This window comes from Citrobacter sp. RHBSTW-00599 (assembly GCF_013784065.1).
Lineage (GTDB): Bacteria > Pseudomonadota > Gammaproteobacteria > Enterobacterales > Enterobacteriaceae > Citrobacter > Citrobacter braakii.
This window is the reverse complement of record NZ_CP056717.1, coordinates 2363213-2386560: the sequence shown is the minus strand read 5'-3', so window position 1 is coordinate 2386560 and position 23348 is coordinate 2363213. Positions and strand designations below refer to the sequence as shown.

At 49.4% G+C, this 23348-nt stretch carries 30 protein-coding genes and 3 pseudogenes; 8 read left to right on the top strand and 25 right to left on the bottom strand.

What is annotated here, in order from left to right; all coding sequences use genetic code 11:
• Positions 1-447: 447 nt before the first annotated feature.
• The 19 genes and pseudogenes from HV243_RS11640 to HV243_RS11550 all read right to left on the bottom strand — a co-directional run.
• Positions 448-1527 (bottom strand): annotated as a pseudogene (locus tag HV243_RS11640) (phage minor head protein); the annotation flags it as partial.
• A complete protein-coding gene (locus tag HV243_RS11635) occupies positions 1511-2911 on the bottom strand; it encodes a DUF4055 domain-containing protein (RefSeq protein WP_181604043.1) in 1401 nt (466 codons plus the stop codon). The pseudogene HV243_RS11640 and the gene HV243_RS11635, both read right to left, overlap by 17 nt.
• The gene (locus HV243_RS11630) at positions 2911-4218 is read right to left on the bottom strand and encodes a terminase family protein (protein ID WP_131346022.1); all 1308 of its coding nucleotides are present in this window, start codon (positions 4216-4218) and stop codon (positions 2911-2913) included. The genes HV243_RS11635 and HV243_RS11630 overlap by 1 nt, the downstream gene beginning before the upstream one ends.
• The gene (locus tag HV243_RS11625; RefSeq protein WP_181604042.1) at positions 4196-5182 is read right to left on the bottom strand and encodes a terminase small subunit; all 987 of its coding nucleotides are present in this window, start codon (positions 5180-5182) and stop codon (positions 4196-4198) included. The genes HV243_RS11630 and HV243_RS11625 overlap by 23 nt, the downstream gene beginning before the upstream one ends.
• A gap of 35 nt (positions 5183-5217) precedes the next feature.
• Entirely contained in the window at positions 5218-5421 is a 204-nt protein-coding gene (locus HV243_RS11620) for a hypothetical protein (RefSeq protein ID WP_048244212.1), read from the bottom strand.
• Positions 5422-5807: 386 nt separating this feature from the next.
• A complete protein-coding gene (locus tag HV243_RS11615) occupies positions 5808-6548 on the bottom strand; it encodes a protein phosphatase 2C domain-containing protein (RefSeq protein ID WP_181604041.1) in 741 nt (246 codons plus the stop codon).
• Positions 6545-7312 (bottom strand): protein kinase, encoded by a 768-nt coding sequence (locus tag HV243_RS11610; protein ID WP_181604040.1) that lies wholly within the window; start codon positions 7310-7312, stop codon positions 6545-6547. Before HV243_RS11610 ends, HV243_RS11615 begins: the two co-directional genes overlap by 4 nt.
• Before the next feature lie 115 nt (positions 7313-7427).
• Complete coding sequence (locus HV243_RS11605; protein WP_181604039.1) at positions 7428-7940, bottom strand: hypothetical protein; 513 nt, start codon at positions 7938-7940, stop codon at positions 7428-7430.
• The gene (locus HV243_RS11600; RefSeq protein WP_181604038.1) at positions 7937-8485 is read right to left on the bottom strand and encodes a lysozyme; all 549 of its coding nucleotides are present in this window, start codon (positions 8483-8485) and stop codon (positions 7937-7939) included. The genes HV243_RS11605 and HV243_RS11600 overlap by 4 nt, the downstream gene beginning before the upstream one ends.
• Positions 8457-8735, bottom strand: a complete 279-nt coding sequence (locus HV243_RS11595) for a phage holin (protein ID WP_016150496.1) — start codon at positions 8733-8735, stop codon at positions 8457-8459. Before HV243_RS11595 ends, HV243_RS11600 begins: the two co-directional genes overlap by 29 nt.
• Before the next feature lie 154 nt (positions 8736-8889).
• Positions 8890-9078 carry a hypothetical protein gene (locus HV243_RS11590; protein WP_181604037.1) on the bottom strand — a complete coding sequence of 63 codons (189 nt, stop codon included), beginning with the start codon at positions 9076-9078 and terminating at the stop codon, positions 8890-8892.
• Between the two features lie 176 nt (positions 9079-9254).
• A complete protein-coding gene (locus tag HV243_RS11585) occupies positions 9255-9944 on the bottom strand; it encodes a bacteriophage antitermination protein Q (RefSeq protein ID WP_181604036.1) in 690 nt (229 codons plus the stop codon).
• Positions 9941-10072, bottom strand: coding sequence for a YlcG family protein (locus HV243_RS11580; RefSeq protein WP_181604035.1), 132 nt, complete (start codon positions 10070-10072; stop codon positions 9941-9943). Before HV243_RS11580 ends, HV243_RS11585 begins: the two co-directional genes overlap by 4 nt.
• On the bottom strand, positions 10069-10677 hold the full coding sequence (locus HV243_RS11575; protein ID WP_181604034.1) for a recombination protein NinG: 609 nt from the start codon (positions 10675-10677) through the stop codon (positions 10069-10071). Before HV243_RS11575 ends, HV243_RS11580 begins: the two co-directional genes overlap by 4 nt.
• A 2-nt stretch (positions 10678-10679) precedes the next feature.
• A complete protein-coding gene (locus HV243_RS11570; protein WP_181604033.1) occupies positions 10680-10886 on the bottom strand; it encodes a hypothetical protein in 207 nt (68 codons plus the stop codon).
• On the bottom strand, positions 10886-11488 hold the full coding sequence (locus HV243_RS11565) for a DUF1367 family protein (RefSeq protein ID WP_181604032.1): 603 nt from the start codon (positions 11486-11488) through the stop codon (positions 10886-10888). Before HV243_RS11565 ends, HV243_RS11570 begins: the two co-directional genes overlap by 1 nt.
• A gap of 34 nt (positions 11489-11522) precedes the next feature.
• Positions 11523-11771, bottom strand: coding sequence for a hypothetical protein (locus HV243_RS11560; RefSeq protein WP_181604031.1), 249 nt, complete (start codon positions 11769-11771; stop codon positions 11523-11525).
• A 117-nt stretch (positions 11772-11888) separates the two neighbouring features.
• Complete coding sequence (locus HV243_RS11555) at positions 11889-12122, bottom strand: DinI family protein (protein WP_016236996.1); 234 nt, start codon at positions 12120-12122, stop codon at positions 11889-11891.
• Positions 12123-12432: 310 nt separating this feature from the next.
• Entirely contained in the window at positions 12433-12690 is a 258-nt protein-coding gene (locus tag HV243_RS11550) for a DNA polymerase III subunit theta (RefSeq protein WP_181604030.1), read from the bottom strand.
• A gap of 630 nt (positions 12691-13320) precedes the next feature.
• On the opposite strand from HV243_RS11550, the gene HV243_RS25545 reads away from it, so the two are divergent.
• A complete protein-coding gene (locus HV243_RS25545; RefSeq protein ID WP_249415230.1) occupies positions 13321-13938 on the top strand; it encodes a hypothetical protein in 618 nt (205 codons plus the stop codon).
• Positions 13939-14049: 111 nt separating this feature from the next.
• On the opposite strand, the gene HV243_RS11540 is transcribed toward HV243_RS25545, so the two are convergent.
• The 6 genes from HV243_RS11540 to HV243_RS11515 all read right to left on the bottom strand — a co-directional run bounded on the left by HV243_RS11540 (position 14050) and on the right by HV243_RS11515 (position 17441).
• Positions 14050-14574, bottom strand: coding sequence for a hypothetical protein (locus tag HV243_RS11540; RefSeq protein WP_181604029.1), 525 nt, complete (start codon positions 14572-14574; stop codon positions 14050-14052).
• A complete protein-coding gene (locus HV243_RS11535; protein WP_181604028.1) occupies positions 14571-14882 on the bottom strand; it encodes a hypothetical protein in 312 nt (103 codons plus the stop codon). The genes HV243_RS11540 and HV243_RS11535 overlap by 4 nt, the downstream gene beginning before the upstream one ends.
• A gap of 18 nt (positions 14883-14900) precedes the next feature.
• Positions 14901-15650 (bottom strand): ATP-binding protein, encoded by a 750-nt coding sequence (locus HV243_RS11530; RefSeq protein WP_181604027.1) that lies wholly within the window; start codon positions 15648-15650, stop codon positions 14901-14903.
• Between the two features lie 2 nt (positions 15651-15652).
• Positions 15653-16525, bottom strand: a complete 873-nt coding sequence (locus HV243_RS11525) for a DNA-binding protein (RefSeq protein ID WP_181604026.1) — start codon at positions 16523-16525, stop codon at positions 15653-15655.
• A 149-nt stretch (positions 16526-16674) separates the two neighbouring features.
• Positions 16675-17214 (bottom strand): toxin YdaT domain-containing protein, encoded by a 540-nt coding sequence (locus tag HV243_RS11520; protein ID WP_149382775.1) that lies wholly within the window; start codon positions 17212-17214, stop codon positions 16675-16677.
• Positions 17215-17216: 2 nt separating this feature from the next.
• Positions 17217-17441: a YdaS family helix-turn-helix protein gene (locus HV243_RS11515; RefSeq protein ID WP_181604025.1), complete on the bottom strand. Its 225-nt coding sequence runs from the start codon at positions 17439-17441 to the stop codon at positions 17217-17219.
• Positions 17442-17454: 13 nt separating this feature from the next.
• Between HV243_RS11515 and HV243_RS11510 the strand changes: the two are divergent.
• The 7 genes and pseudogenes from HV243_RS11510 to HV243_RS11485 all read left to right on the top strand — a co-directional run bounded on the left by HV243_RS11510 (position 17455) and on the right by HV243_RS11485 (position 23346).
• Positions 17455-17923, top strand: a pseudogene (locus HV243_RS11510) (helix-turn-helix domain-containing protein).
• Between the two features lie 19 nt (positions 17924-17942).
• The gene (locus HV243_RS11505) at positions 17943-18338 is read left to right on the top strand and encodes a helix-turn-helix domain-containing protein (protein WP_181604023.1); all 396 of its coding nucleotides are present in this window, start codon (positions 17943-17945) and stop codon (positions 18336-18338) included.
• A 455-nt stretch (positions 18339-18793) separates the two neighbouring features.
• On the top strand, positions 18794-19033 hold the full coding sequence (locus HV243_RS11500; protein ID WP_181604022.1) for a hypothetical protein: 240 nt from the start codon (positions 18794-18796) through the stop codon (positions 19031-19033).
• 22 nt (positions 19034-19055) lie between these two features.
• A pseudogene (locus HV243_RS25540) lies at positions 19056-19172 on the top strand (hypothetical protein); the annotation flags it as partial.
• On the top strand, positions 19165-19326 hold the full coding sequence (locus HV243_RS11495; protein ID WP_181604021.1) for a YdaE family protein: 162 nt from the start codon (positions 19165-19167) through the stop codon (positions 19324-19326). The pseudogene HV243_RS25540 and the gene HV243_RS11495, both read left to right, overlap by 8 nt.
• Before the next feature lie 139 nt (positions 19327-19465).
• Positions 19466-22288, top strand: coding sequence for a RecE family exodeoxyribonuclease (locus HV243_RS11490; protein ID WP_181604020.1), 2823 nt, complete (start codon positions 19466-19468; stop codon positions 22286-22288).
• A gap of 11 nt (positions 22289-22299) precedes the next feature.
• Entirely contained in the window at positions 22300-23346 is a 1047-nt protein-coding gene (locus HV243_RS11485; protein ID WP_181604073.1) for a RecT family recombinase, read from the top strand.
• Positions 23347-23348: the final 2 nt, after the last annotated feature.

The following is a 23348-nucleotide window of genomic DNA, read 5'->3' as shown; positions in this document are numbered from 1 at the left end:
ATGATGACCTAACTCATGCCATACTGTCCCCTTTATTGATGGTGTGGCTACATAGGGAAGATCCGCAGGTGAAACATCCAGAACGTCCTGAGATACGGCCTTCACAAGATGCTCTCTCACCATCATCGTCATATCGACACCTTCGCTGTTCTTCCTGATGTAATCCCATTCACTGCTATCCAGTGCCCAACCGGCAACATGCACTGTTCGTGTTGACTGTTCATAAGCACCGGCGATAGATGCTGGTACTTCCAGCATGTCACCAAAAGCCGAAACGGGCTGTAGCCTGAATCGCTGTATAACATCAAATGCGGCCTGTGCCGCTTCTTTCGCTGAATCCAGGGAGACACCATCAGGAAATCTCACCTCCTGCGCCACGCGGCCAGTCATCCATTTAGCCACTTCTTCAACCGAATTCGCTGAATCTAGATTTGTTGCCAGTACTGACCTCTCACGCAACTGCTCTAGCGTCAGCCATTCCCCCTTGTCAGTGAAGAACTCATCATATTTTATGACGCCATCGCGCATCATTTTCGCACGAGTCTCGCCAAGTATTTCTTTCTGCCGTGAAAATGGCTGCCGTTGTAGCCACTCAGAATAAGTGGTATCACCTGCAACCTGTCCGTCCATTGAGGCACGAGTACCTTCCGGTAATTCACGGACATCAATACCAAGTTCTTCAGCGGATTTGAGGATGTAGGTTTCGGTACTGCGGCAACAGAAGTGTATGCGACCAGGCCCCTGTAGATAAGGCACCTTGTGACCTATCGGTTTGTTATCCAGCGTGTACTTAAGGCGGTCGCGGATCCGACAATCCTTTGATGTCCGGTTATCTAAAGTAGATAACCACTGCTTACCTTTCAGAATGTCGTCGTTCGCCGCCGCAAAGCTATGTCTGGCTGTCGATGCAAGATGCCCTACTGCTGTTTTCGCAATGCTGGCTGCATTGGCTCGGCTCATCTGCAGCGCACCATCCTGGTAACCACGGTTAGCATGTCCACGGACCTTTTTTGCGATTTGCTCCTGCGTATCGCCAAGCAAAAATCCCTGCCGCACCGTATTGGATATACGCGCCATCCGATCAGCTTCGAGGTTGCTGGCCCATTCGCTTAGCAAACGCCCCTGGAATGGACGTCCCATCGCCGCGGCATAAACCGCATCAGGGGAAATACCCACCAGCGGATGAAGAGCCAGAACAGCGTCGGGAATGGCAAACTGGAAGAGACTCATCTGAAAAGTGGCTTCGTGCTTCGCCAGTTCCTGTAGCTCGGTAGTAAGAGCAGCATACATCGACTGAATGGCATCCTTGTTTATCGCCCTGACGCTTACCAGTAACGCTTGCAGACGCGAAACGGTAAAGCTCTCAGCATCCAGCGTATCAATAGCCACCAGCAGCCTGGCGGTAAGTTCGGCGTCGCTGTCATTCAGAATTTTTATCATCCTGTTGGCAACGCCTGTGCTGTAGCGACTAACCCATATTGCGTGGGCTAAGGATTCATCCTGCAGTTTGTCATTCGCCGTTGCCATTATTGCCACCAATCAGGTTAGGCGCGCCGTTACGAATGGCGTCAATGACGGTTTCAGGGTTATCAGCTGGATCTATCAGGTCAAGCTTCTGCAACGCTCTGACCATATCCGTGTCGCGAATCGCGCCGGACTGCCATGCATTGACGATTGCCGTTACCATGCCGGATTCAGCGACTTTGGCGATGAACTCCTGATTGATGCTGTAACGGTATTCCTCGGCTTTAATACCGAGATATCTGGCGCACCAGCCGAGTACCAGCGTATAGGCCTCAGAAACATTGGAAACGCAAATGCCGAGCACCGAAGTAGATGCGGTTTGCTCACCGCTGGATTGCGTGGCGGTTTTAACCGCGCTGTTCTGCTCGATAAGCCTTGCGCCAAGCTGAACAGAATAATCACGCTTACTGTCCATCGCCTCTTTAGCCAGTGTATTTGGTTGCGCCTGGGCGTAGGTAAAACTCGCCTCCTTCGGCAACAGAAAAGGTGAACGAGAACCGACACGGATTCCCTTATCCTGCAACCAGTCACGCCAGGCTGTATCAAGCCCGGAAATCACCGGTTGAACCTGACCACAGAAAAATACGCTGTCTTCGTAATCCGCAGAATTACGATAATGCCCAAGGTTTATTTCAACGAGGGCAGCCAGAGGCGACTCGTCGATGCTGGGATCGTTATTCTGTGCACCGACAAAGGTAAAGGGGATCTCATCCCAGAACTCCTCACCTTTTGGCTTTGGCTGATACTCAGAACTGATAACATAAGAACCAACATCATCTGACTTCCGCCAGACTCTGCAGATAAACTTTCCGTCCTCCAGGGCAAGTTCGCGATACTGGATTTCATCCTCGTATGCATAACCATCTTCCTTTTCCATACATTCGCGTAAAACCACCAGCACCAGTTGATCGCGCCCATTAATGCGTTTGGTTCGCCAGTTAATGATACTATCCGCCTGATAGCGAAGGATGATCGCCTCGGCGGATTCAGCCGCATAATCCGTATACAGCCCCTCGCGCGCGGCTTCCAGAATATTTTCTGTAACCTGCTGGGACTGCTGATAAATGCTGGTGCCAGCACCATCAGCATTATCACTAAGGTAAATCAGCTTATCCGGCACGGTCATTGTCGGGTCTTTACGGAACGCCAGTCCCAATAAACCAACCTTTGTATTGCCCGTTATCGCGTAGAAAACTGCACGCTGAATGTAATCGGCATTGCGTTTTTTGTTGCGTGCAGACTTATCGGACGGGTCCAGAAAAGGGAGGTAATCATTTCCGGCGGCCTTTACAGCATCAGCCCCCTTGCACACGTCACGTATTTTTTTCCACACAGGCAGCGCCGCCCTGACCTCAGGGCGAACGTAAGTAATATCGTTATTGGCCATCAGAATGTCGTGTCCAGTGAAATAGAGAATGCAGGTCGAACGATTGGGAATTGCTTCACAATGAAGTAACCGGCGCCATCGTTGGGGTGATCGTTATCGCTCTTTTTATCCGGCTCGCCGTTTTTATCCCACACCTGTTGTTCCAGACAGTCGGCGTAGACCGGGCAGCGGGACACGTTCACCTTGTATCGGCGATCGCCATTACCATTGCAGAACATGGCGTTCATGGAGTTGATGCGGTCCTTTACTGGCGGGTTAGCATCATCAACGATGACGTTAAATCCAGCCTGTCGCAGTTGCTCAATATCTGTTTTGCTGGCGTTGTTTGACTTCCTGGAGTCGCCAGATGCATCAGGATAAATATATATTTCCCGGACCTTGCGATAGTCACCATCGGCATACAGCCAGAAACGCTCCTTGATGATGCGAATCATGTCGGGAGTATCGTAAGCGTTGATAATCTCTGTTACCGCGTGTGGTAAGCCGAGTCGTAATACGTGGACGATTCCGGCCATCTTCCCGACGTTGAAGTCCATCCCGATATAGAGCGATTCACCGGGCTGATCTTCTTCGCTGGAGTTATTCAGCACCCTGTCGAACTGGTGATAAATGGTGCCGCTGGTCAGGTTAGTAAACTGGCCGTTCAGATAGGCCTTGATCAACTCCGGCGGGTAACTCGCCAGGAGCGAAGGAATATAGTCATCCGGCAGGTTCTTTTCGTTGTCGAACGTCGAGGCCTGCACAAGACCATACATCGGCCTCAGCTCAGGTTTTTCCCTTACCGCCTTAACAAACTGGTTGTAGACGAACTTAAATCCTTCAGGTGTTGTGGTCACGTCAATGCCATTACGCAGACCATCAACCTTATAACGCATACGCGCGATTATTTTCCGCCACGCCTGACGCGCCTTATCCGCTTTCAGAACGTCGAACTCATCCACCAGCGCATTGCCGATTTTAAAGCCGACTATCGTGTCTGGCTTTTCCATCGACCGACAAATTGTCGTGCCGCGGTACCGCCGCCCTTCGTAGAAGTGAACCTCTTTGTTCCCCTCGTTGATTTTGACGTTCAGGCCCCAATCGAAGGCCACCTCTTCAATCGTTGGGTAAAAGATGTCACGTATCTGCGGGTAAGTCGGCGCGAAGTAACCCTGGTTAATCTTCGGATGCTCCCACATCCCTTTGCAGATGCCGCCGCAACCCACCCATGTCTTACCGGAACCGAACCCGGCAACGTAGGCTTTGAACTTGTGCTTCATCGCGAGGAAGCGCGCCTGCGGGATGTTAAGTGTCGGGCTGATCCCCATCGTCCGCCCTCGCATCTACTACGTTGATATTGATTTGAACAGGTGTAGGTTCATCATCCTCGCCATCGCCGGCCAATTCTTTACGGAGTTTTTCCACTTCCAGTTGTCGGCGCTCGATTTCAATCTGTTGAAGTCGCTGCGCAAATTCACTATCTGCCAGGCCGAGGCGCTTCATGACGGCTTCAAACATCCGTTCGCGGCTTATCGCGGTAATTTCAACGCCGTGCTTGCCGAGCTTCACGCCGGAATAAGCCAAGGCAGCATCAGGGGGAAGTTTTCGGGTATCAGCAAAGTATGGCTGTCCGATCCCATCACCATTGCAGCGCGGACAGGCAGGGTTTGGCTCCCGGTTGTGGTCGTAGCCATAACCTCCGACGTCTACCGGCTCTTTGCCCTTCCGCTCAAGGGCTTTAAGCCGTTGCTCCTCGAACTCCACCATGTCACGCCACTGATAGTGATGACTGAAGCCCCAGCAATAGCGGCAGGCACCGCGGCGATACTGTGATAACTGGTTTGCATCGAAAGTGGCGAGTTGCCACATCTGAGTAAGCACCTCGTCAGCGCTGCCAAGCGTACGCATTAACGACTCTTTCTGCTGCTGCGCAATTGCGTTCGCAACGTTAGGATTCATTATGAGCTGACGACCATAGTTTGGGTCACTATAGCCAGCTCGCTCAGCTGCTGCAGTGGCGTTCTGGTCATTCAGATATTCAGCAATGAAGCGCTTTACCTTCGGGCTGAGTTTGCTGTTAACCAGTTCCTCTGCACTTTTTCCTTTCTGCGCAGTGCGCAATTTCTTCTGCGCAGGTTTTTGCGCAGTCTGCGCAGTTGGCTTTTTAATGTAGCGCCGCGCAGATGTATAATTCAGTCCCTGCTCATCGCACCAGTCTTTCGGGGAAATACCGGATTTGGCATGTTCGGACAGGAACCGTTGCTGAAGCTCACCCCAGTCCGGTTTTGCCATTGCTTACTCCAATAAAAAAAACCGCCCTGAGGCGGTTAAACTTTGTTGAATGCTACGCACTGTATCCAGAGGTTTTCTCGCAGCCTCTGTTTTTCAGCCATTAAGGACTCGAATATTTCACCTGAGGATTGTCCACCATCGCAACTGTAGACTTCACCATACGAATACGCCGGTAAGTGCTCCCATGTGGTTGCATCGTAAGCATTCCATGAAAAAAACCACTGCTCTTTCTCTTCCATAACCCCTCCATATGACGAGGAGTTATTGTGCATTATCACAGGCACTCAGTGAATGCCTGCTGTAATGCCCGCTCAGTCAAGTTGAAGCACACCGTGTTCTTCTGAATCAGAGAATGCAACCAACCCAGTGTATTCGGGGATAGTGTTACCGTCATCAGCATCAAATGCTGAAATGGTTGCGTGAAAAATCAAAAATGCTCCAAATCCCGCGCCGCTGCTGCCCCGTGGCAGGGCACCCAGCCAGGAGGGACCGCACCAATGCAAAGCTGGTTCGATTGAATATCTCCATTTGCAACTATTTCGGTCCATATCTCCCTAATGGGGATAAAACTGATGTAGATAGCTAGCTGCAGGAAAATAGAAAACCGCCCGAAGGCGGTTTACGGCTATTTCGATGTTTGGAAAGATGCAACGATCAATGTGTAATCGTCTATAGGTCCGGACCGTTCAATCCTTCTCAGCAAACTTGCGGCAAACTTTGGTGCTTTCGAAATAGTTTCAAGTGAGAGCCTTGGTCTTTTTTCCCAGAAGTGATGTGCTCCATCAGACATGATATAAACAGTAATGAGCCCATTTTCATCAGCCAGCTCTGATAGCGGCAACTTGACACTTTGGAAGCGTAAAGCAATGTTTCTGGATATCGCCGATGTGAGAGTGTTTTTACCTGGCAGATCACGTAACTCTTTCTTTGTGTATATACCATCATCAAAAAGTTCTTGGTGTTGGGTGTGATCTTTGGTTATCAACTGAAGCTTTGCGCCTTTTTTAACATAGACGCGGGTATCACCAATATGTCCAACATACAAAGCTTCATGGTCAATGAAACAGAATGAAAGCGTGGTCGCTGCATTGATCCATTCGGATTTAGCATCTACAACCGCATCAACCTTCTCTTTGAGATCCAGAAATGTTTTTTGGATGTCCGTGATGCTTTCATTATTGGAAGACCTTAGAGCAGAAGTAGCAGCATCAGCTATCTCTTTGGCGCCCTCATAAGAACCAACGCCATCAGCGACCGCAAATACAAATCCGTTACCTGTCGGAGCTGGCAAAACATATGAGTCTTGATTGCCGCGATCGGAATCTTTTGGGCATGAGAAAAAGCCACAACTCAGAAGATTTATCATGCCTGCCTCCCTTCAATTATGGCGTTAAGATCGACAAGCATCTCACTGACCGAATCATATCTCGCAGTCGGTTTGTAAGCTGTAGCCTTGCCTATCAAAGCATCAATACCATCCACATGGCTTAAATTTAAAATATTCACTATGGCACCCGCTGCATAGATGTCAGTTTTAGGACTGTACAAACCCCTATTCACCTCTGGAGCTTTATAGCCATCTGTTCCCATGGTGACAGCTATATTCGTTAGCACTGCTGAAGCAGCGCTAGGGTCATCGTGCTTAACTAAACCAAAATCAGACACTTTGTACTGCCCATCAGAAAACTTTAGGATATTTTCAGGCTTGAGATCTCGATGAAGATACCCGCGACTGTGGATAAATTCGACGCCGAGTAACATCATTCTAATCGCCGATAGTTTTTCATCATCGCTTAATACGTTTCCTTCAATCTCCTTCATGAGATCCGTATCAGCTAGCGGCATAACAAACCACGGATTCTCAGCATAGAGATTATGTATTAAAACAGGGACAACGTTTGAATGCCGACAGCGAGATTGGTAAGTCACTTCTCTCTCAAATCTTCTTCTCCAGTCATCAGGGCTGAAGATTGAACCAACAATGTCGTGATTGACTGCGAGACTTTTGCGCGCGTAGTAGCCACAAAAATGCTCACTAGAATTGAATAGTTCGATTTTCTCTACACGTCCAAATGTCCCGCTTCCAAGTTCTGAAATTGGCCTTAAACGATAATTCCCTCTAACTTCCATTTCGGCTCTCTTTCGTACAAGTTAATGCCAGATAAATTACTACCATTTAAGAGAGTAAGCCATTGACTTTTTCTCTAGAAACCCGATTGTTATCAACTCGATTGCGAACTAAGGGTTAGCGCTGTTGCTCAATCTGACGAATACCAGCAAAGTTGTTGTTGCCTTTCTCAATAACGGCCAGCAGCGGCTTAATCCAGAGAACAGCCTGGCAGTAAGTCATTGCGTTGGTGGAAGCGGCACTATCATCGGCTGCGTTAGATTTGCCGGGATCGGCGTGCACTGCGCTGGAACGTAAACGGTACGCGTATTCGAGCAGCCCACCAGCAATGTCAGCAGGAACAGGCAGATCACAAGTTTTTTCACGGTGGAGAATCTCTCTGTATTCGATAACGGTCTCTTCAGCGCTCACATCAATCAAAGAATTCAGCTTATTAGCGTGCTCTGTAATCTGATTGAATCGGCTGAAGTTGAAAGCCTGAGTAGCAATTACCTGCCCCTGCAAAGTGTTGTCACTTCGCAGAACGTCGTTATCGCTCTGAAGGGTACTGGCGTTTGAGCAACTCTTTACGAGAGCGACCGAAAGGCCAGCAATAACGACAACGCCGATAAGACCCGGATTAATTTTCATTGGTCTATCCCCCAGCACGTCAGCGCGCTTTCCTGGTCTCGCCGCTCTACCTGCCCATAGCAGCCGTTTTTCTGGCCTTTAGTCAGGCGACAATCGCGGCCACCGTCTTTTATCCACCAGCGGATAGCTTCACAGGCTCCTTCACGGTCGCCTGCATTGATGCGCTTATAGAACGTAGAAGGGAAGCATTTTCCGGGGCCGATGTTATATGGGCAGAAAGACGCGATCCCGGCTTTCTGCGGTTCGGTCAGCGGTACTTTGATATTTCGCTCAACCCACGCCAGCGCCTTGTCGCGCTCTATGGCGTTCACCTGGGCGCATTTCTCAGCAGACAGCTTCATGCCCTGAACTACTGGCTTACCATCAACCATCGTGGCGCCACGACAAATCGTCCAGAGTCCGCCGCCGTCGCGATACGCCGTCAGGCTATTACCCTCTTTCTCATCCAGAAACTGATCGAGAATCACGGGCGCGGAAGCCCCGGCAAGAATCAAACCAACGACCGCTGCGCTCAGTTTATTCTTCAGCTTTGGTGACATTGCCATTAAGCCGGTCCTCCCTTTCCTTTTGCCTGTAGTACCAGTTCACTGCACAGGTGATAACGGTGCATGCGATACCGACAATAATTGCCCAGTCGCTCAGGCTTAATCCTGCAATCCTGTCGGCCAACATCCAGGACACCTCTTTTGCTGTTTTAGCTGTTTCGGCATATGCCTTCGCTGATACACCGCAGCCGGTCAGCGTGGTTCCTGTTCCATATGAAAGTCTGCTGTAAATGGTGCTCATTCTGGTCATAGCCTCACCTCCGATTTTTCGGATGGCGATGTGTGTGATGTAAGGGTCAGGCTTCACGGGCTGGATTTATCAACAAAGCACGTAGCGGATGATTCCCGTGAGCCTGAAATGAAAAATCCCCGACGAGAGCCAGGGATTGGATGTTTGGTGTTTTTTATTTCGGTGGCTGCAACGGCCCTTCGAGCACTTCAACTTCACCGTTGTGGCAAATATCATCGCCTCTGGTTAGATGCCAGACTCCAGTAATCGTTTTGCCTGTCTCCAGGTCTTCAAAAATCTCATTGGTAAAATATGCCACCTGAGCGGTCCCATTAAACTGGATCCAGTAAAACCCGTTATCCATATCGCCTCCTGTAAGTATGAGGGAATTATACGAGGCTGGTCTCAGAGTGGTTTTAGAAATTCTTAAATCGCTATAAAGCAAAAAGCCCAAGGCGTTAACCTCGGGCTTGAATACTCATTTACTGCCAGTGCATACAACAATGGCACAATATCAGATTTACACGAAATATATGCTAATTAGTTCATTTCTGCAATACCTTGCTGATAATTTGCTGTCTTTTGTTGTGAACGTGATCGCGAAACATGAAGTAGCGCTTGGGAATCGAGCCCCTTATACAGGCTGATCATCGCATCGTAATGTTCCACGTAATTCTGAGACCAGTTTGTTTTGTTAACCCCCACCAGCTCAGCCAGATCACCATACTGATAGACATCGCGCCCAGCCAATTCAGCCTTCACATCCTGTGCCGCTAGCCAGATAAGCTGTCGCAACCGTTCGACGGTCTTCTTCGCCACCCTCTTCCCGGCCAGATGTTCACAGAATTTCGACCACGCCCAATGAGTAATCAGCACCTGATTATCCCAGCGCACATTCTCACTGTAGTTCCACAGTAGCCAGGCCCTCTGGGGTTCTTCGAGTGACATCAGCGCGCGGCGCCACGATGCAGTGGAGTATTCAACTGGCTGCACCAGGGGAATGTGCGATCCCTTAGCATGCGACTGTTTGCCGGGTATTGGTGGGTTATCCAACGTAATCATTTTCCCGGTCACTTCATCCATCACTCGAGGCTTTTTACGTTTAAACGTTCCAGTATCGAACTGTGCGTTTTCAAGCCAGGCCATCAACAGCCCTTTCGTCGCACCACTTAAATCGGCGGTGGCCACCATCAGCTGCTGGCGCACGTATTCAAGAAATTGAGTGTTCATACAGCACCGCCTATGGTTTTGATGTAATTCTTCAGTATCCGGTAGTCCGTCAGCACAGAGCCCGGGAAATGATATAAGCGCAATCGCTGCCAGCGAACGCGAAGGACCTCATTCAGTTCTGGTGTCATGCTGCCTCCCTGCTCTTAATTAACTCGCGACGCAATGCGCTGTAATGCTTCCTGATGGCTTCGAGTTCTTCGATGGCATATCGGTGTGGGGCGTTGTTGTTTTCGAGAGCCTCAACGCGTTCAGACCCGATTTTCTCTATAAGCCCAAGCCGGTACTGCTGCTGATTACCCGACAGTTGCACGTTGCAGTGGTGACATTGTTTACTAATATTGTCCTCGTTATAGCGCAGGTGTGATGCCTTACCGCGTGACCGGTAGTGACCAGCTTCCCACTGGACGGTATCGAACGTACCGCAACTAATGCACGGCAGCTCATGGTCACGCTCGCGAATGTAGTCATTGACTACGCGCTGGGTTAAATCTTCCCAGTGCTTCAACGGCTTAACTGCAGCTTTACGCCGGAGCCAGGCGGCTCGCTCTTTTTTCTCAGTGGTGCGCTGTTTGGCAGACTCCTGGCGTTGGGCGGTCTCCCTGTCCTTTCTGGTCTGCTCTTTGCCATATGCGCTGGCACATTCGTACGAACAAACAATCTGCTCGTTTCGTACCGGATGGAACCACTGGCGGCATGCTTTGTTGGCGCACTTACGGCGCGGTAGCTTAGCCATACTCAACCCCACGCCCTGTTTTGCCAGACCTTACTCGGGCGCGGCGCTATCTCGCTTTCCGGCAGCTGCACACTGACAGTCCAGGTGATGTTGTCGCGATTAAGGCTGCGTTCTACCGTGGAGCCACGACGGCGGTAACTGGCCACCAGCTCGTCGGCCTGTTCGGTTGTGCATTCGTGATGGTGAAACCAACTTATTTTCATCGCCATCACCCCGCAAAGCTCATTAGCTGCGATGCGGCGTTTTCCGCTTCACGCTGGTCCTTGAATGCCCGGGACAATACCCAGCGCCACAGAACATCGAGCGCGGCTTTGTACAGTTGCTGGAACTCGGTTTCGTCCATGTTAGCGAAGGCAATACTGCGGGGATGTTTACGAAGGGTACCATCAGGCAGTTGAATGGCATCGTAGTGGCCGGCCTCGACAATTACCCATGCACGGTACGCGTCAAAGGATTTACACAGGCTGATCCCATTGGTAATTCGGCGACTGGCTACCTGCTCCAGATACTGCTCGGCAGCATCGAAAAGAGCTGTTTCGCTTCCCCCGAATGAGGCAAGGTATTTGGCGTACCCGGTCACCAATTTACGCTCGTTGGAAGATATTGCCCCGCCGGTAGGTTCCCAGTATTCGAAACCGAGATTGAGTAATGCGAAGAAACGACGGTGAAAGGCCGGGTTGCGTGCTTGCCGGAACTCAGCCACCAGCACAGCGCCGAGTTTGATTTTTGATTGCAGAATATCGCTGGTCTCCGGCGTCGCGGGGATCAGGATTCCTGAGGACTGCTTGATGAGTTGTAGTTCGTGCGCCATGGTTTCTCTCCGTGGCGCAGTAGGTTACGGTTGTTCAGACCGTTGATTTCATATTATCAGAAGGCGGAGTTACCCGGTAGCCGAGACGGCGGATAAATTGCACAAAACCATTGGGAGTAAAGACCTCTTCATCATCCAGCAAAGGCCGCATAGAAACCATGCCATTGACGCGATAAATTAGATGCCTGCCCGATGAAGGAAAGCTAAACACCACGCAGCCGTCAGACCTTCTTACAATGTCATACCAGTTGTCTTCTGACGTTTGCAAAGCTGAATCACTCACATTTATGTTCTCCCTTTGAGCGACTAACAGACGCGATTAAAGATTGTCGGCAGCAGCATCAGAGGGATACGCAAATTGCGGTATTCTGAAAAACGCGCGCCAGCCTTAAGCGCAATTCTAATAAAACCAGTCGTCAGCGCTTTCCCAGGTATCCTGGAGGATTGATTCAATTTTCTTTTTATCGTCCTTGTCACCGCCAAAAACACTTAACCCATCCGACCCGGCACGGCGGATTGTGAGCCTGCAATTGTCATAGTGATCATTCAGGCGCTTAAGCAATTCTTTCTCCAGTGCAGGAACCGCGCCTTTAGGAAGTTCTTTCATACGATCAATGGTTAATTCAACTTTCATAATGGCCTCCATTGCATGTACTGTGTTTTTATACAGTATACCTATGAGAAGAAATGATCAACGTTTTAAGAGCACAAATTGTTAATTTTCTGTCAGGCGTAAAAAAAGAAAACCCGCCGTAGCGGGTTGAATTCGTGATGGTTTATAAAGATGTAATTTCTTTCTACTGACAAATCTATGGCTACCCATTTACCCTCAAACTTGAATACAGCATACGCACCGACATACCGGTTATCAGCATGCGGATCCGGGTATGACTCACCTTCTGCCAGAGTGTAAAACTTGACGCCGCTAACGATGAGACAGCCAATTATTTCTTCTCGTTCTGGGCTGCCATATCCAGATAGCGAGGGTCGGATGCTTTTGGCAGTGTCAGGCTTTGCTCGCGATAGTATCGAACTCGTTCCATGAAGTATTCGCGAAGCTGCTCTGGCTGCTCGCGGGCCACCTGCTCAGCGATAACCGGCATGTTCATGCGCTCTTTGTACGCAACGCCGCTTGCAGCCAGATCAACGTTAACCTTGTCCTGCTCTTCTTTCGATTTTGCTGCGATGTTATGGCCTGACATGATGAATCCCCCTCGAGGCTTTGAGAGGGATTATACAAAGAAAAACCCGCCAGAGCGGGTTTAATAAGATAGAGTTACTAATGTGACGTTAACCTTGACGTTCTATTGCATTCTTTTAAATCACCCGAACCACAGCCTTTTCATTTCTCCACAGAATAAGAAGTAAAGAAAAAATAGTCATTTTGATAGCCACACCTAACGTGATGGGAAGAGCCAATTTTATGTTATATGACCCTGTTACTTCTAAGTTGTTCAAACCTGCCAACAGTTTATTGCAGCCAGTGAAACGAGAACTGCATAATATTTTGTAAGCCTACCTTTTTCCCAGCATCCTCTGGTTTTTGCCCAATCAATACAGCGTAAAACGCATGCAGATTGCATTGGCATCGATACCCTTGCCGTAAATGTAAACACTCAGGATGCCTGCAAGTACCAGCAATGTGATTAACGAGCCACATAAAGCCTTAATTAAGAGCGTCTTAATATTCATTTCCACCCGCTAACCAGCCAAAGTAAATCATTTAAAAAAACCATCATCCTTCACATCCAGGCTATTGAAGAATGCGAACAACGTCTTTGCCATCTTCATTTCGTCCATGTAGGTTCCGCCGTTTTTGAAGCGCAGGAGTCGTGCGAGGTCTGTTTCATTTGCTGGAGAGAATACGCCGCCCGGGTTTTAACCAGGTCGATTTGCATTTTTTTCTAACCCCCTATTGCATTCAAAATAAAAAAAGACTAATTTTACTCAAATCACTTAATATGAGTAGAAATAGAAAAATGGAAGTAAAAGATAAAATACTAAAAGCTAAGCATTTACTTGAGGATGCAGCATTTATCGTTTCCTCGGGGAAAGAGCTACCTAATGCTCACCGAAACATCATTAAAGCACTTGTATCTTTGGAAGAGATTGAATCAATGCTCTCAAATACTGACTCATCAGCAAGCGTAGAAATGAGCGAGGTATCTAAAGTCTCACGCCGGTTGAAGCTGTGGGCCAAACGGCCTGAGCAAATTAATGCCCGCATCCTTCGGGCTTTCCTGAACTTGTCATCGCAATCTGTATCACCTATAACTGAAAGTCAGTTACGGGATGCTGTTGGGGGGGTGAGTTTTGATACAAACTTTGCACAGATGAAAAATATCTCTGATAAAAACCATGGAAAGGTTTTTGATGTGATCGCTGATGTTGTTAGTATCTGGAAACCAGTAGCATCAGCTGTTAATGAGTTTGACGTTGCTACAAAGTAGTTTCGTCGGATAGTACAGGATGAACTCTTGTACTAGTTACCTCCTGCGCGGCTTTGCGCTCTGCTTCGGTAGGCTTTGTTGAGCGCATCCACTCCGGAATTATGTTCCTGCTCATAGCGCGGCTCCTTTGCGAAGTTGGGCGGCGAACTCGCGTAACTCTTTCAACTCTGCGCTCATTGCCGCAACGATTGAGCCAATGGCGTGGGTGTCGGGATGTAGTGACATCATTTCTCTGTGTTTGCGTTCGGCGAACATCTCCACACTCTGCGCCCGCACTTCAGCAAGGATCTCGTCAGTGGTCGGGGTTACTATCGGCATATAATGCGATGCATCTTTAAATTCATCAGGCATATCATCTTCATGGCCACCATCGAATACGTAGCAGCTACCGGATATGAAGCGGCTTAACCTTTTGCTCTCCGCTGCCAGCTCCCTGCACTTACTCTCGACGTTAGATAGCTGCTCTGCCTGCACGTTACCTCGCGCCAGTTGCACCTCAAGCTGCGAAGCCAGATCGCTAATCAGTTGCGCCACGCTGCGCACGTCGACTGCACCGCATGATGCTTTCAGTTCAGCCGCGCGCTCATGTCCCAACTTCGCTAACTCAATGATATTTTCTTGTACTATTTGTTTCATGCTGATGCTCTCCCGTAAAATTCCAGAACCCGCTTCATCGCCGGACTTGTACGGCATACTGAAGTAACCATGTTTTTTCTCATACTCGATTTGAGCTGCTTGATATTCAGTTCCCCGCCGGGTTGCAGCGAATAGACCGGGTGATGTGGCTCGCCAGCTCGTATAACTACTGCCCTACGTACCAGGTGAAGCAGCAGGTTGTGTGCCTTCTTACTGTCGCATCCCAGCAGATTCTTAACCTGTCGCGGCGTGATGGTCTGGTTAACCCGAAGAAAATCGACAATTGCCCACAGTGATTTGCTTGCCATAGTGATTTGCCCTCGAGGTTATTTAACGACCCGGAGATGGCTAACGTTTTTGCGGTAGCTACCCCAGTCAAAGTTCACCCACATCCCGCCATCCATTTGAAGACGGTCGATAACCCGCGCGCCCAACGCCACGAGAAGGTCATTGTGGTTTAGGTTCGTCAGGATCCCTACCGGACGCATTGACGACAGGCGACGGTCGATAACCTGATTCAGAATGACTTTCTCGCCGTTACTTCCACGCTGAATACCGACTTCATCCAGCACCAGCAGATCGACTTTGCAGAGGTCGTCCAGCAACGCAGCCTCTGATTGACCACCGTCGTAGCACTCGCGAACGCGCAGCATCAGGTCAGGGATAGTTACTACCAACACTGATTGGCCACCAGACAGGAGATGATTTCCGATCGCTGCCGCCAGATGGTTTTTCCCAGTACCAGGACCACCACTGAACACGAAGCTCGCAAATCCGACCCCAAAGTTCTGCGCGTAGCTCTTTGCCATCGTGAAGGTTTTACGCTGCCCTTCCCCGGATACCTGGTAATTCGCGAACGTGCAGCTGCGGTGCAGGCTTTGAATTCCTGAGCGACCGAAAATTTTCTCTGTCCGGGCTTTCTGATTCAGCCTGTCCAGTTCTTCACACCGCTTCAAGCCCTCTTCCCGTTGCCAGGCCAACAACTCTGCTGCACTGGTGAACTTCGGCTGAACGCCAGGTGGAATGAGTTTTCTGAGGCGCTCGAGAGCACTTCCGGTACCAACCATGTTTTTCATCGTCACCCCCTGAATCCGGTCGGAATCGCTTTATCTGGTTGAGAAATTTTGTTCGGATCCCGTTTTCCATCTGGCTTCGCTAAAGACCACGACTCTTCGTAGTGCTTTGAGGGGCCAAAAAACGTGGATGCCTGTTTCACATACTCGGTGTTAAGTTTTCCAGCGGCAGTTACGTAATCCGCGTATCGCCGAACACCATCGGTAAGCTCCTGAACTGTTGCTCCGGATTTAATACGTGCAGTCCAGGCTTTGAACGCATCAGCCTTGCTGTTACCACCGGCGCGTTTTGGGTATTCCTGCCACGCCAGTTCAAAATCATCCGGATAAGTATTTTTCCCTCGGGGTGTGGCGGCGCCATGCCCCAAAATATCTTTATCCTGATCTTGTTCCTGATCCTGTTCCTGATCTTGGCTTCGTAGCCCCTTCGAAGCCCCTTCGGAAATTTGGCGCGATTCACGTTTTAAATTAAGGTGAAAATCTGTTTTATAACGTTCATAAAATAATGATAAAAAAGGGTTTTCAGGTAATGACACATACTCATTCCTGACACCAGCACAACGGTTATCCCCTGGCTTCAGTGATCGACCAACCTGATAGGCGGCCATTTCATGCACCCAAACCATCTCAGTGTCCTCGTCATAGCTACAAAATCCCGCTTCAATGGAGCTTTTTAGCCCCTTCGAAGCCCCTTCCAAGCCCAGACCTGTTTCATGGGCTATGTACAGAATTGGCAGGTAATACAACCCGAGCATATTTGCGTGTGGCGAGGTCATCAGATAGAACGAAACCACCTGCGCCTCCGCGCCTTGTTTCCTCAGTTCACGGCCTGTTTTTCCAAGCCAGAACTGAGGCGCAACGGTTGCGTAATCACGCATAAAAACCTCTTAATCGCTAAAGTGGTGGCCCATCTATCTTTCTGAAGGCTGACTTTTCTGACATAATTTCCTCGCAATGAGTCCACAACGAATTGCACCTGAAAGCCGTTGGTGTTCGAGCACCACGGCTTTCGCCATTTTTGAACCGGTCATATAGCCCCCAGCATCATCTGCACCATTTCCATCAGCGGACCGGTTAACCCAGGGTCAACGCGGTACATCTCCACAATCCCCTCACTCAGCTCTTTCAACTTCTGATGACGTGGCGCATCCATCGCGACGGCAATCTTCGCTTCGCTGGTTTCTTTCTCCAGCCGAGCCAGACGGGCCATAACGTTGTCTTCTGGTAGCAGGCGATTGCGGAACTCGAGCGGCAGAACAGCAAGAATTGCCGGAGTCAACTGACGAACGTTCTCGCGGTACCGCTCGCTATTGAAATGGTTATCGAGAAAGCGGAAAAGCTTCTGACGCTGTCGGCTGAGATCGCCAGGGAAAGTAATCTCGTCCCCCCCCTGCGCCCGGTACTCTTCGACGATCAGAGCAGAAACGACATCCTGACCATCTACACCCGCCCACGCACGAACGGCATCGCGGATCTGGTCATGTTTATCTACCGAGACAGGTTGATTGCGATTTATCATCGCAGCCGGTTGATATCCGCTATTTTGATGAAGTGACAGTGACTGCATAGTTATGCCCTCGTTTTTTGCGCTGGTAAGGCATCGGTTGGATTGGGATATAAGTCAGGCCGCAACTCATGCGGAGTGACTCCCGTAAGCTCAAAAACAGAGCGAATGTGATCGGGCGGAATGCCTGTTTTCTTCCAGTTGGAAATTGTCATTTTTGAAAATCCAAGCGCTCTTCCAAGTGCCGCACCCGTTCCGAATTTTTGAATAGCTTTCTCAACACCAGTCATAGGGCCTCCTTAGATGGCAAAAGTAAAGCACCATTTTACTTTAAAAGTCAAATCATGAATGCCTACCTGACAGTAAAGCGATCATTTACACTAATGAAATGAGCGAAAAAACAATGACAAATGAGCTGATTTCCAGGCTTACAGAATTGAACAAGAAAGGTTTCTCTAAAACAGAGATGGCCAGGATTGCTGGTGTCAGCAAGCAAGCTGTTTCCAGTTGGTTCAAAACAGGAAGAATTAGCAAAGGTTCTGCATTGGCTATAGCTGATGCAGCTGGCGTCTCAGTGCCATGGCTACTTGGAGAGGATGTTGGAGAAAAGGATGGACTTAAGCCTGACGAACAACGCCTACTGGAGCTATACCGTCAGTTACCAGAAGAAGAGCAACGGAACATGATTCGGATTTTCTCTCTGCGCCTTAAGGAACTTGACGAGTTATATGCGAAATATATGAATCGCAGGATTAAAGAAGACTCTGAGTAATCTCAATAAAATCAGATTTATGAAAAAAAACACTAAGTTAGCTGAAAACCAACAAGTTCAAAGACTTAAAGAAATAATAGAAAGTAACCATCTTTCAAAGGCAGATCTTGCAAGAATTTGTGGTGTCACTTCCCAGTCTGTTAATAACTGGTTCTTGAGGGGGACAATAGGGAAAAATTCCGCGATTAAACTCGCTGATAGACTGGGAGTAAGCTTAGCTTGGGTTCTGGGCCAGGAAGTGGGACCAGATGATGGTCTAAAGAATAATGAACGCCAACTTTTAGATCTCTTCCGTCAACTACCAGAAGAAGACCAAAACGATGTGATTCAGGCAATATCAATACGTTTAAAAAAACTCGATGAACTATACGAAAGGTATATGAGCCGCAGGACAAGTGACAGTATCAAGAAATAAAAATCTTAAAATAAAAATATCTTTCAAGTAGTTAAGCACACCAACATCAGCAAACTGTAATCTCAATTCCGTTTTTCAATCACCAAGCCCAGCCTTTTTACATTCCATTTTCTTTTTTTGAAATTCCTCCTTCTGGAGCGATATCCCAACATTTTCAGCATTCTAAACCTCAGACTTCCGCACCTCTGTGAAAAAGCCACGCCTCCAGTAAAGCATCATTTTATTTTTCAATACCACTTTGCTTGACACAAAAGTAAAGCAGTGTTTTACTTACTCCATCAACACAACCACCTAGGCAGGACGCCCACGAAGTAGCCGTCCGGGGCATACGAAGACCGAAATGAGGTGGTGAGATTAACGCGCAGTAGGTTTGAAACGTTCCGCCAGCCTGGCGACAAGGGCAAAGCACAGAGTGAGCTTCGCGGTGGTGAACTGCAGAGTTAAAACGCTCAACCGTGAAGATCAGCGCCGCGGCACCACCAGCGAAGTTCACTGAGTTTCAGAAGCAAGGTATCGAGGGTGAGATGAGATATTTCATGGCGTTCCACGGTGAACATCAGGAGTTGATAGTTATTAAGGCTAAAAGCATGTTTGTCGCAAAAGCCTTACTCAATGACGATTGCGATTGCCTAAAGCGCATCACCGCAAAAGAAGCTAAGGAACTGCTTTCTCGTGGTTTTCAGCTGAAAAAATGAGATCAGCTAGAGGGGGGGTTATATGAAAGACTTTGCACGAGAACCAGCCCAGCAGCAGGCCGTAAGGCTGAATTACTTTGAGGTGCTTCTCCGCCGTCTCTGCTACCTGCTGGCACAGAAGGGGGATCCAGATGCTTGACAAGAAATGCGGTTATTGCAGGAAGCCGGTTAAACCGGAAGAAGTAATCAAAAGCACCCTTCTCTATCGCAACGGCTCACAGCTGGCGCGTAAAGAGAAAGAGTATTGCTCCAGACGTTGCGCTTCGCACGACCAGATGGCTCACGAAGGCTAACGTAAAACCCGCGCAAGGCGGGAGCTACGTCCGGTGCCACCGACCAAAGTTACACCGGAAACAACATTAAAACCAAAGTTAACCCAATGGGCGCTATCAATGGTCCGGGGATTCTAACACCCAAAAATGAGGATCTCACATGGAATTCTTTAATGTGGTTAAAGCCACTCAGAAATCCGGAAAGCAAGATGCAGTGGTCTGGTTCACTGCAAAAACTGAGGCTCGCGCCAACCTAATGCTGGATGTCGCACTGGAAGATGCAGGCATCGAAACGGGCCGTGGTAAGGACTACGCCAAACCAATTCGCACTGATTTCCCGGTTGTTGACGGTCTGCCAAAAGAAGGTGAAGTTGATTTCACCTGGTGTGATCGTTACGAACTGGCCGAAGACCAGCGCACCTGGAATGTGAAATTGAAAGCTGATGATGCGGCGCAGGAAGAAAACCACCAGACAGATAACAATGTCGTTGATGGTCAAGTCGGTACTGACGATCAATCTCAGCAGACAGACCAGCCTAACCTAATCGTCATTGCCACCCTGCCATTCCGCCAGCGCGTACTGGCTCAGTTCATTGGTGATGGTGAATATCTCTATCACGTCGACGCTGGGCAGAAAAACGAGATTGTACGCCTTGAGATGGACACCGATGACGCGTACGTCCAGAACCTGCTGCTGGCTGCTGAGAATGTGGAAGCATTCAAAAAAGCCATTGAGCACGATATTCATAAAGTTGTGAATGCAGTTAAGAAAGCATTCCCTGTCGACGGGAAAAAACCAGAACTGGCAACCGTTATTCAGTTCCTGACGGTATGGTTCAATACAGATTACATCGATCGCGGCCTACTGGTTAAAGAGTGGAGCAAAGGTAATCGTGTAACAACCATTAATCGCACACCTTCTGGTGCGAACGCCGGTGGCGGCATTGCCTCTGACCGCAAATTCCCGCAAACCATTCTCGGGCTGGAGCATGAAATTGCTCTGGCGTTACGTGCCCGTGACCGCGAATTTGATATTTACAACGTCCCTCTGGATATAGAACTACAGGCAAACTCCATCATGAATAAGATGGACGATCCTGAATGGCTGGCTACTCGAGAGAGATTCGTTTCAATGCCTGGTAGCCTGGACTACTCACGTGCCTGCATTATCGCAACAGTAAAAACTACACCAGAAGGACTTTATGAAGATCCCGTCAAACATCAGGAATATTTGAATAGAGTACTGACAGAAACTGACCACGCTAATCCAGATCCGCTGCTCGTTGATATAGCCTGCGGTCGTTCGTCTATGCCTGTACCGATGAAACAGGAAAAAGTAACGGCTGAAGAGGTAAACAAAATTCTTGCGGTTTCGCGCGGTGACTTCGTTGAAGGCATTAGTGACCCGAACGATCCGAAGTGGGTTCATGAAAGCTACAACGCCGCCTCAAATGAGGAAGATAAAACGGAAAATGAGGACGCCGCCGATGTGCAGATGGAAGAAACTGTCAGTGATGAAAAACAGGCTGGTACTGAAGTGCAGTCAGGCAAAAGCAGTCTGGAAACTGGTGAAGAGTCATATACCAGCCAGCAAGCCGATGTAAACCAGAATACGGATTCTGTCGCCCAAAATAGCGACTCTGTAAACCAAACCGAACCAGAAGCGCAAACTGACGAACCGGCTGTCATGTACCCCGCTTACTTCGAGCCAGGTCGCTATGAGGGTTTGCCGAACGAGGTTTATCACGCAGCGAACGGTATCAGCTCAACCCAGGTGAAAGACGCACGTGTTTCGCTGATGTACTTCAATGCGCGCCACGTAGAGAAAACCATTATCAAAGAACGCTCTTCTGTACTGGATATGGGTAACCTGGTGCATGCGCTGGCGTTGCAGCCAGAGCAGCTCGATGAAGAATTTAGCGTTGAACCCGTAATCCCGGAAGGCGCATTTACCACCACGGCAACGATCCGCGCGTTTATTGATGAGTACAACGCCAGCCTGCCAGCGCAACTGAGCGCAGACGATATCAAAGCTTTGCTAGAGGAATACAACGCCACTCTGCCTGCTCAGGTGCCGCTGGGTGGTTCAGCCGAGGAAACCGGTCAGAGCTATATGTCGCTGCCAGAAGAGTACCAGCGTATCGAAGCGGATCAGAAGCAGACCGCTGCGGCGATGAAAGCCTGCATCAAGGAATACAACGCCACTCTGCCTGCTCAGGTGAAAACCAGCGGTAGCCGTGATGCGTTACTCGAGCAACTGGCAATCATCAGTCCTGACCTGGTTGCACAGGAAGCGCAGAAACTGGCACCGCTGAAAGTGTCCGGTACCAAAGCAGATCTGATTCAGGCTGTGAAGTCTGTTAATCCGGAAGCCGTCTTCGCCGACGAGCTGTTGGATGCGTGGCGCGAGAATCCGCATGGGAAAGTGCTGGTCACCCGCCAGCAACTGAGCACTGCACTGAGCATTCAGAAAGCCCTGCTCCAGCACCCGACAGCTGGCAAGCTACTGACACACCCGAGCCGCGCAGTAGAAGTCAGCTACTTTGGCTTCGACGACGAAACCGGTCTGGAAGTCCGTGTGCGCCCGGATCTGGAAATCGACCTGGACGGCTTGCGCATCGGTGCCGACCTGAAAACCATCAGCATGTGGAACGTTAAGCAGGAAGGTCTTCGCGCCAAACTGCACCGAGAAATCATCGATCGTGACTACCACCTGAGCGCGGCTATGTATTGCGAGACCGCAACACTGGACCAGTTCTTCTGGATTTTCGTCAACAAAGACGAGAACTACCATTGGATTGCCATCATCGAGGCCTCCGCCGAACTGCTGGAACTGGGCATGCTCGAGTACCGCAAGGCGATGCGCGCTATCGCTACCGGCTTTGACACTGGCGAATGGCCAGCGCCGATCACCGCTGATTACACCGACGAACTGAACGACTTCGACCTGCGCCGCCTTGAAGCGCTGCGCACTCAGGCATAAGGGGAATGATGATGGAAAAGACCAACGTTGCAGTTGTTGAACATAACGAATCGAACACGATGAATAACACATCCCTGCTTCTGAATATCGACGTCATGGATCGCATGATGAAGCTAGCAGAGGTGATGTCTCAGGGCGTAGCGACAGTACCGAAACATCTACAGGGAAGACCTTCTGATTGCCTGGCAATAATCATGCAGGCCGCTCGTTGGGGTATGGACCCATTTGTTGTAGGACAGAAAACACACCTGGTTAACGGGGCTCTGGGTTATGAAGCACAGCTTTACAACGCTTTAATCACCAGCTCCAAAGTTGTACACGGGCGCTTTAAATACGAGTACGGCGGCGAGTGGGAAAAAATTGTTGGCAAAAAAGACGGGCGTGATGAATCAGGTTTGTTTGTTCGTGTCGGAGCAGTCCTTCGAGGCGAGACAGAGGTGACCTGGGGAGAGCCAATTTACCTTGCTGATATTACTACGCGAAATTCCCCTTTGTGGAAAACCGCACCTAAACAGCAAATAGGTTATTTGGCCGTCAAGTATTGGGCGAGGACTTACTGCCCTGAAGTCACAATGGGGGTTTATGACAGAGAAGATCTGGAACAACGAACAGAGCGCGAAATTAACCCTGCACCAATACAACGAATGAGCGCTGCTGAAATAGCAGGTGACACCGTCACAACCACGCAGAGCGCGCAGGAGTCGTCGGTAAATATCGACTCACTGGCTGATGATTTCCGCGAGCGTATAGATGCCGCACAGGATGTTGATAGCGCCAAAGCGCTGCGCGCTGATATCGAAAGCGCGAAGGTTACGCTGGGTTCAGCCCTGTTCACTGAGCTGAAGAACAAGGCGGTGAAACGTTATTACCTGGTTGATTCACGTAACAAGGTTGAGGCAGCGATCAACTCCCTACCGTCTCCGGACGAACCGGATGCAGCTGAAGGGTTTGGGGAAGTTGAGCGAGTTCTTGCAACGGCGAAACGTCATCTGGGCGACGAGCTGCACGATCAGTTCAGTATCACCCTGGCGGATATGAAACCGGAATACGTTGGCTAACT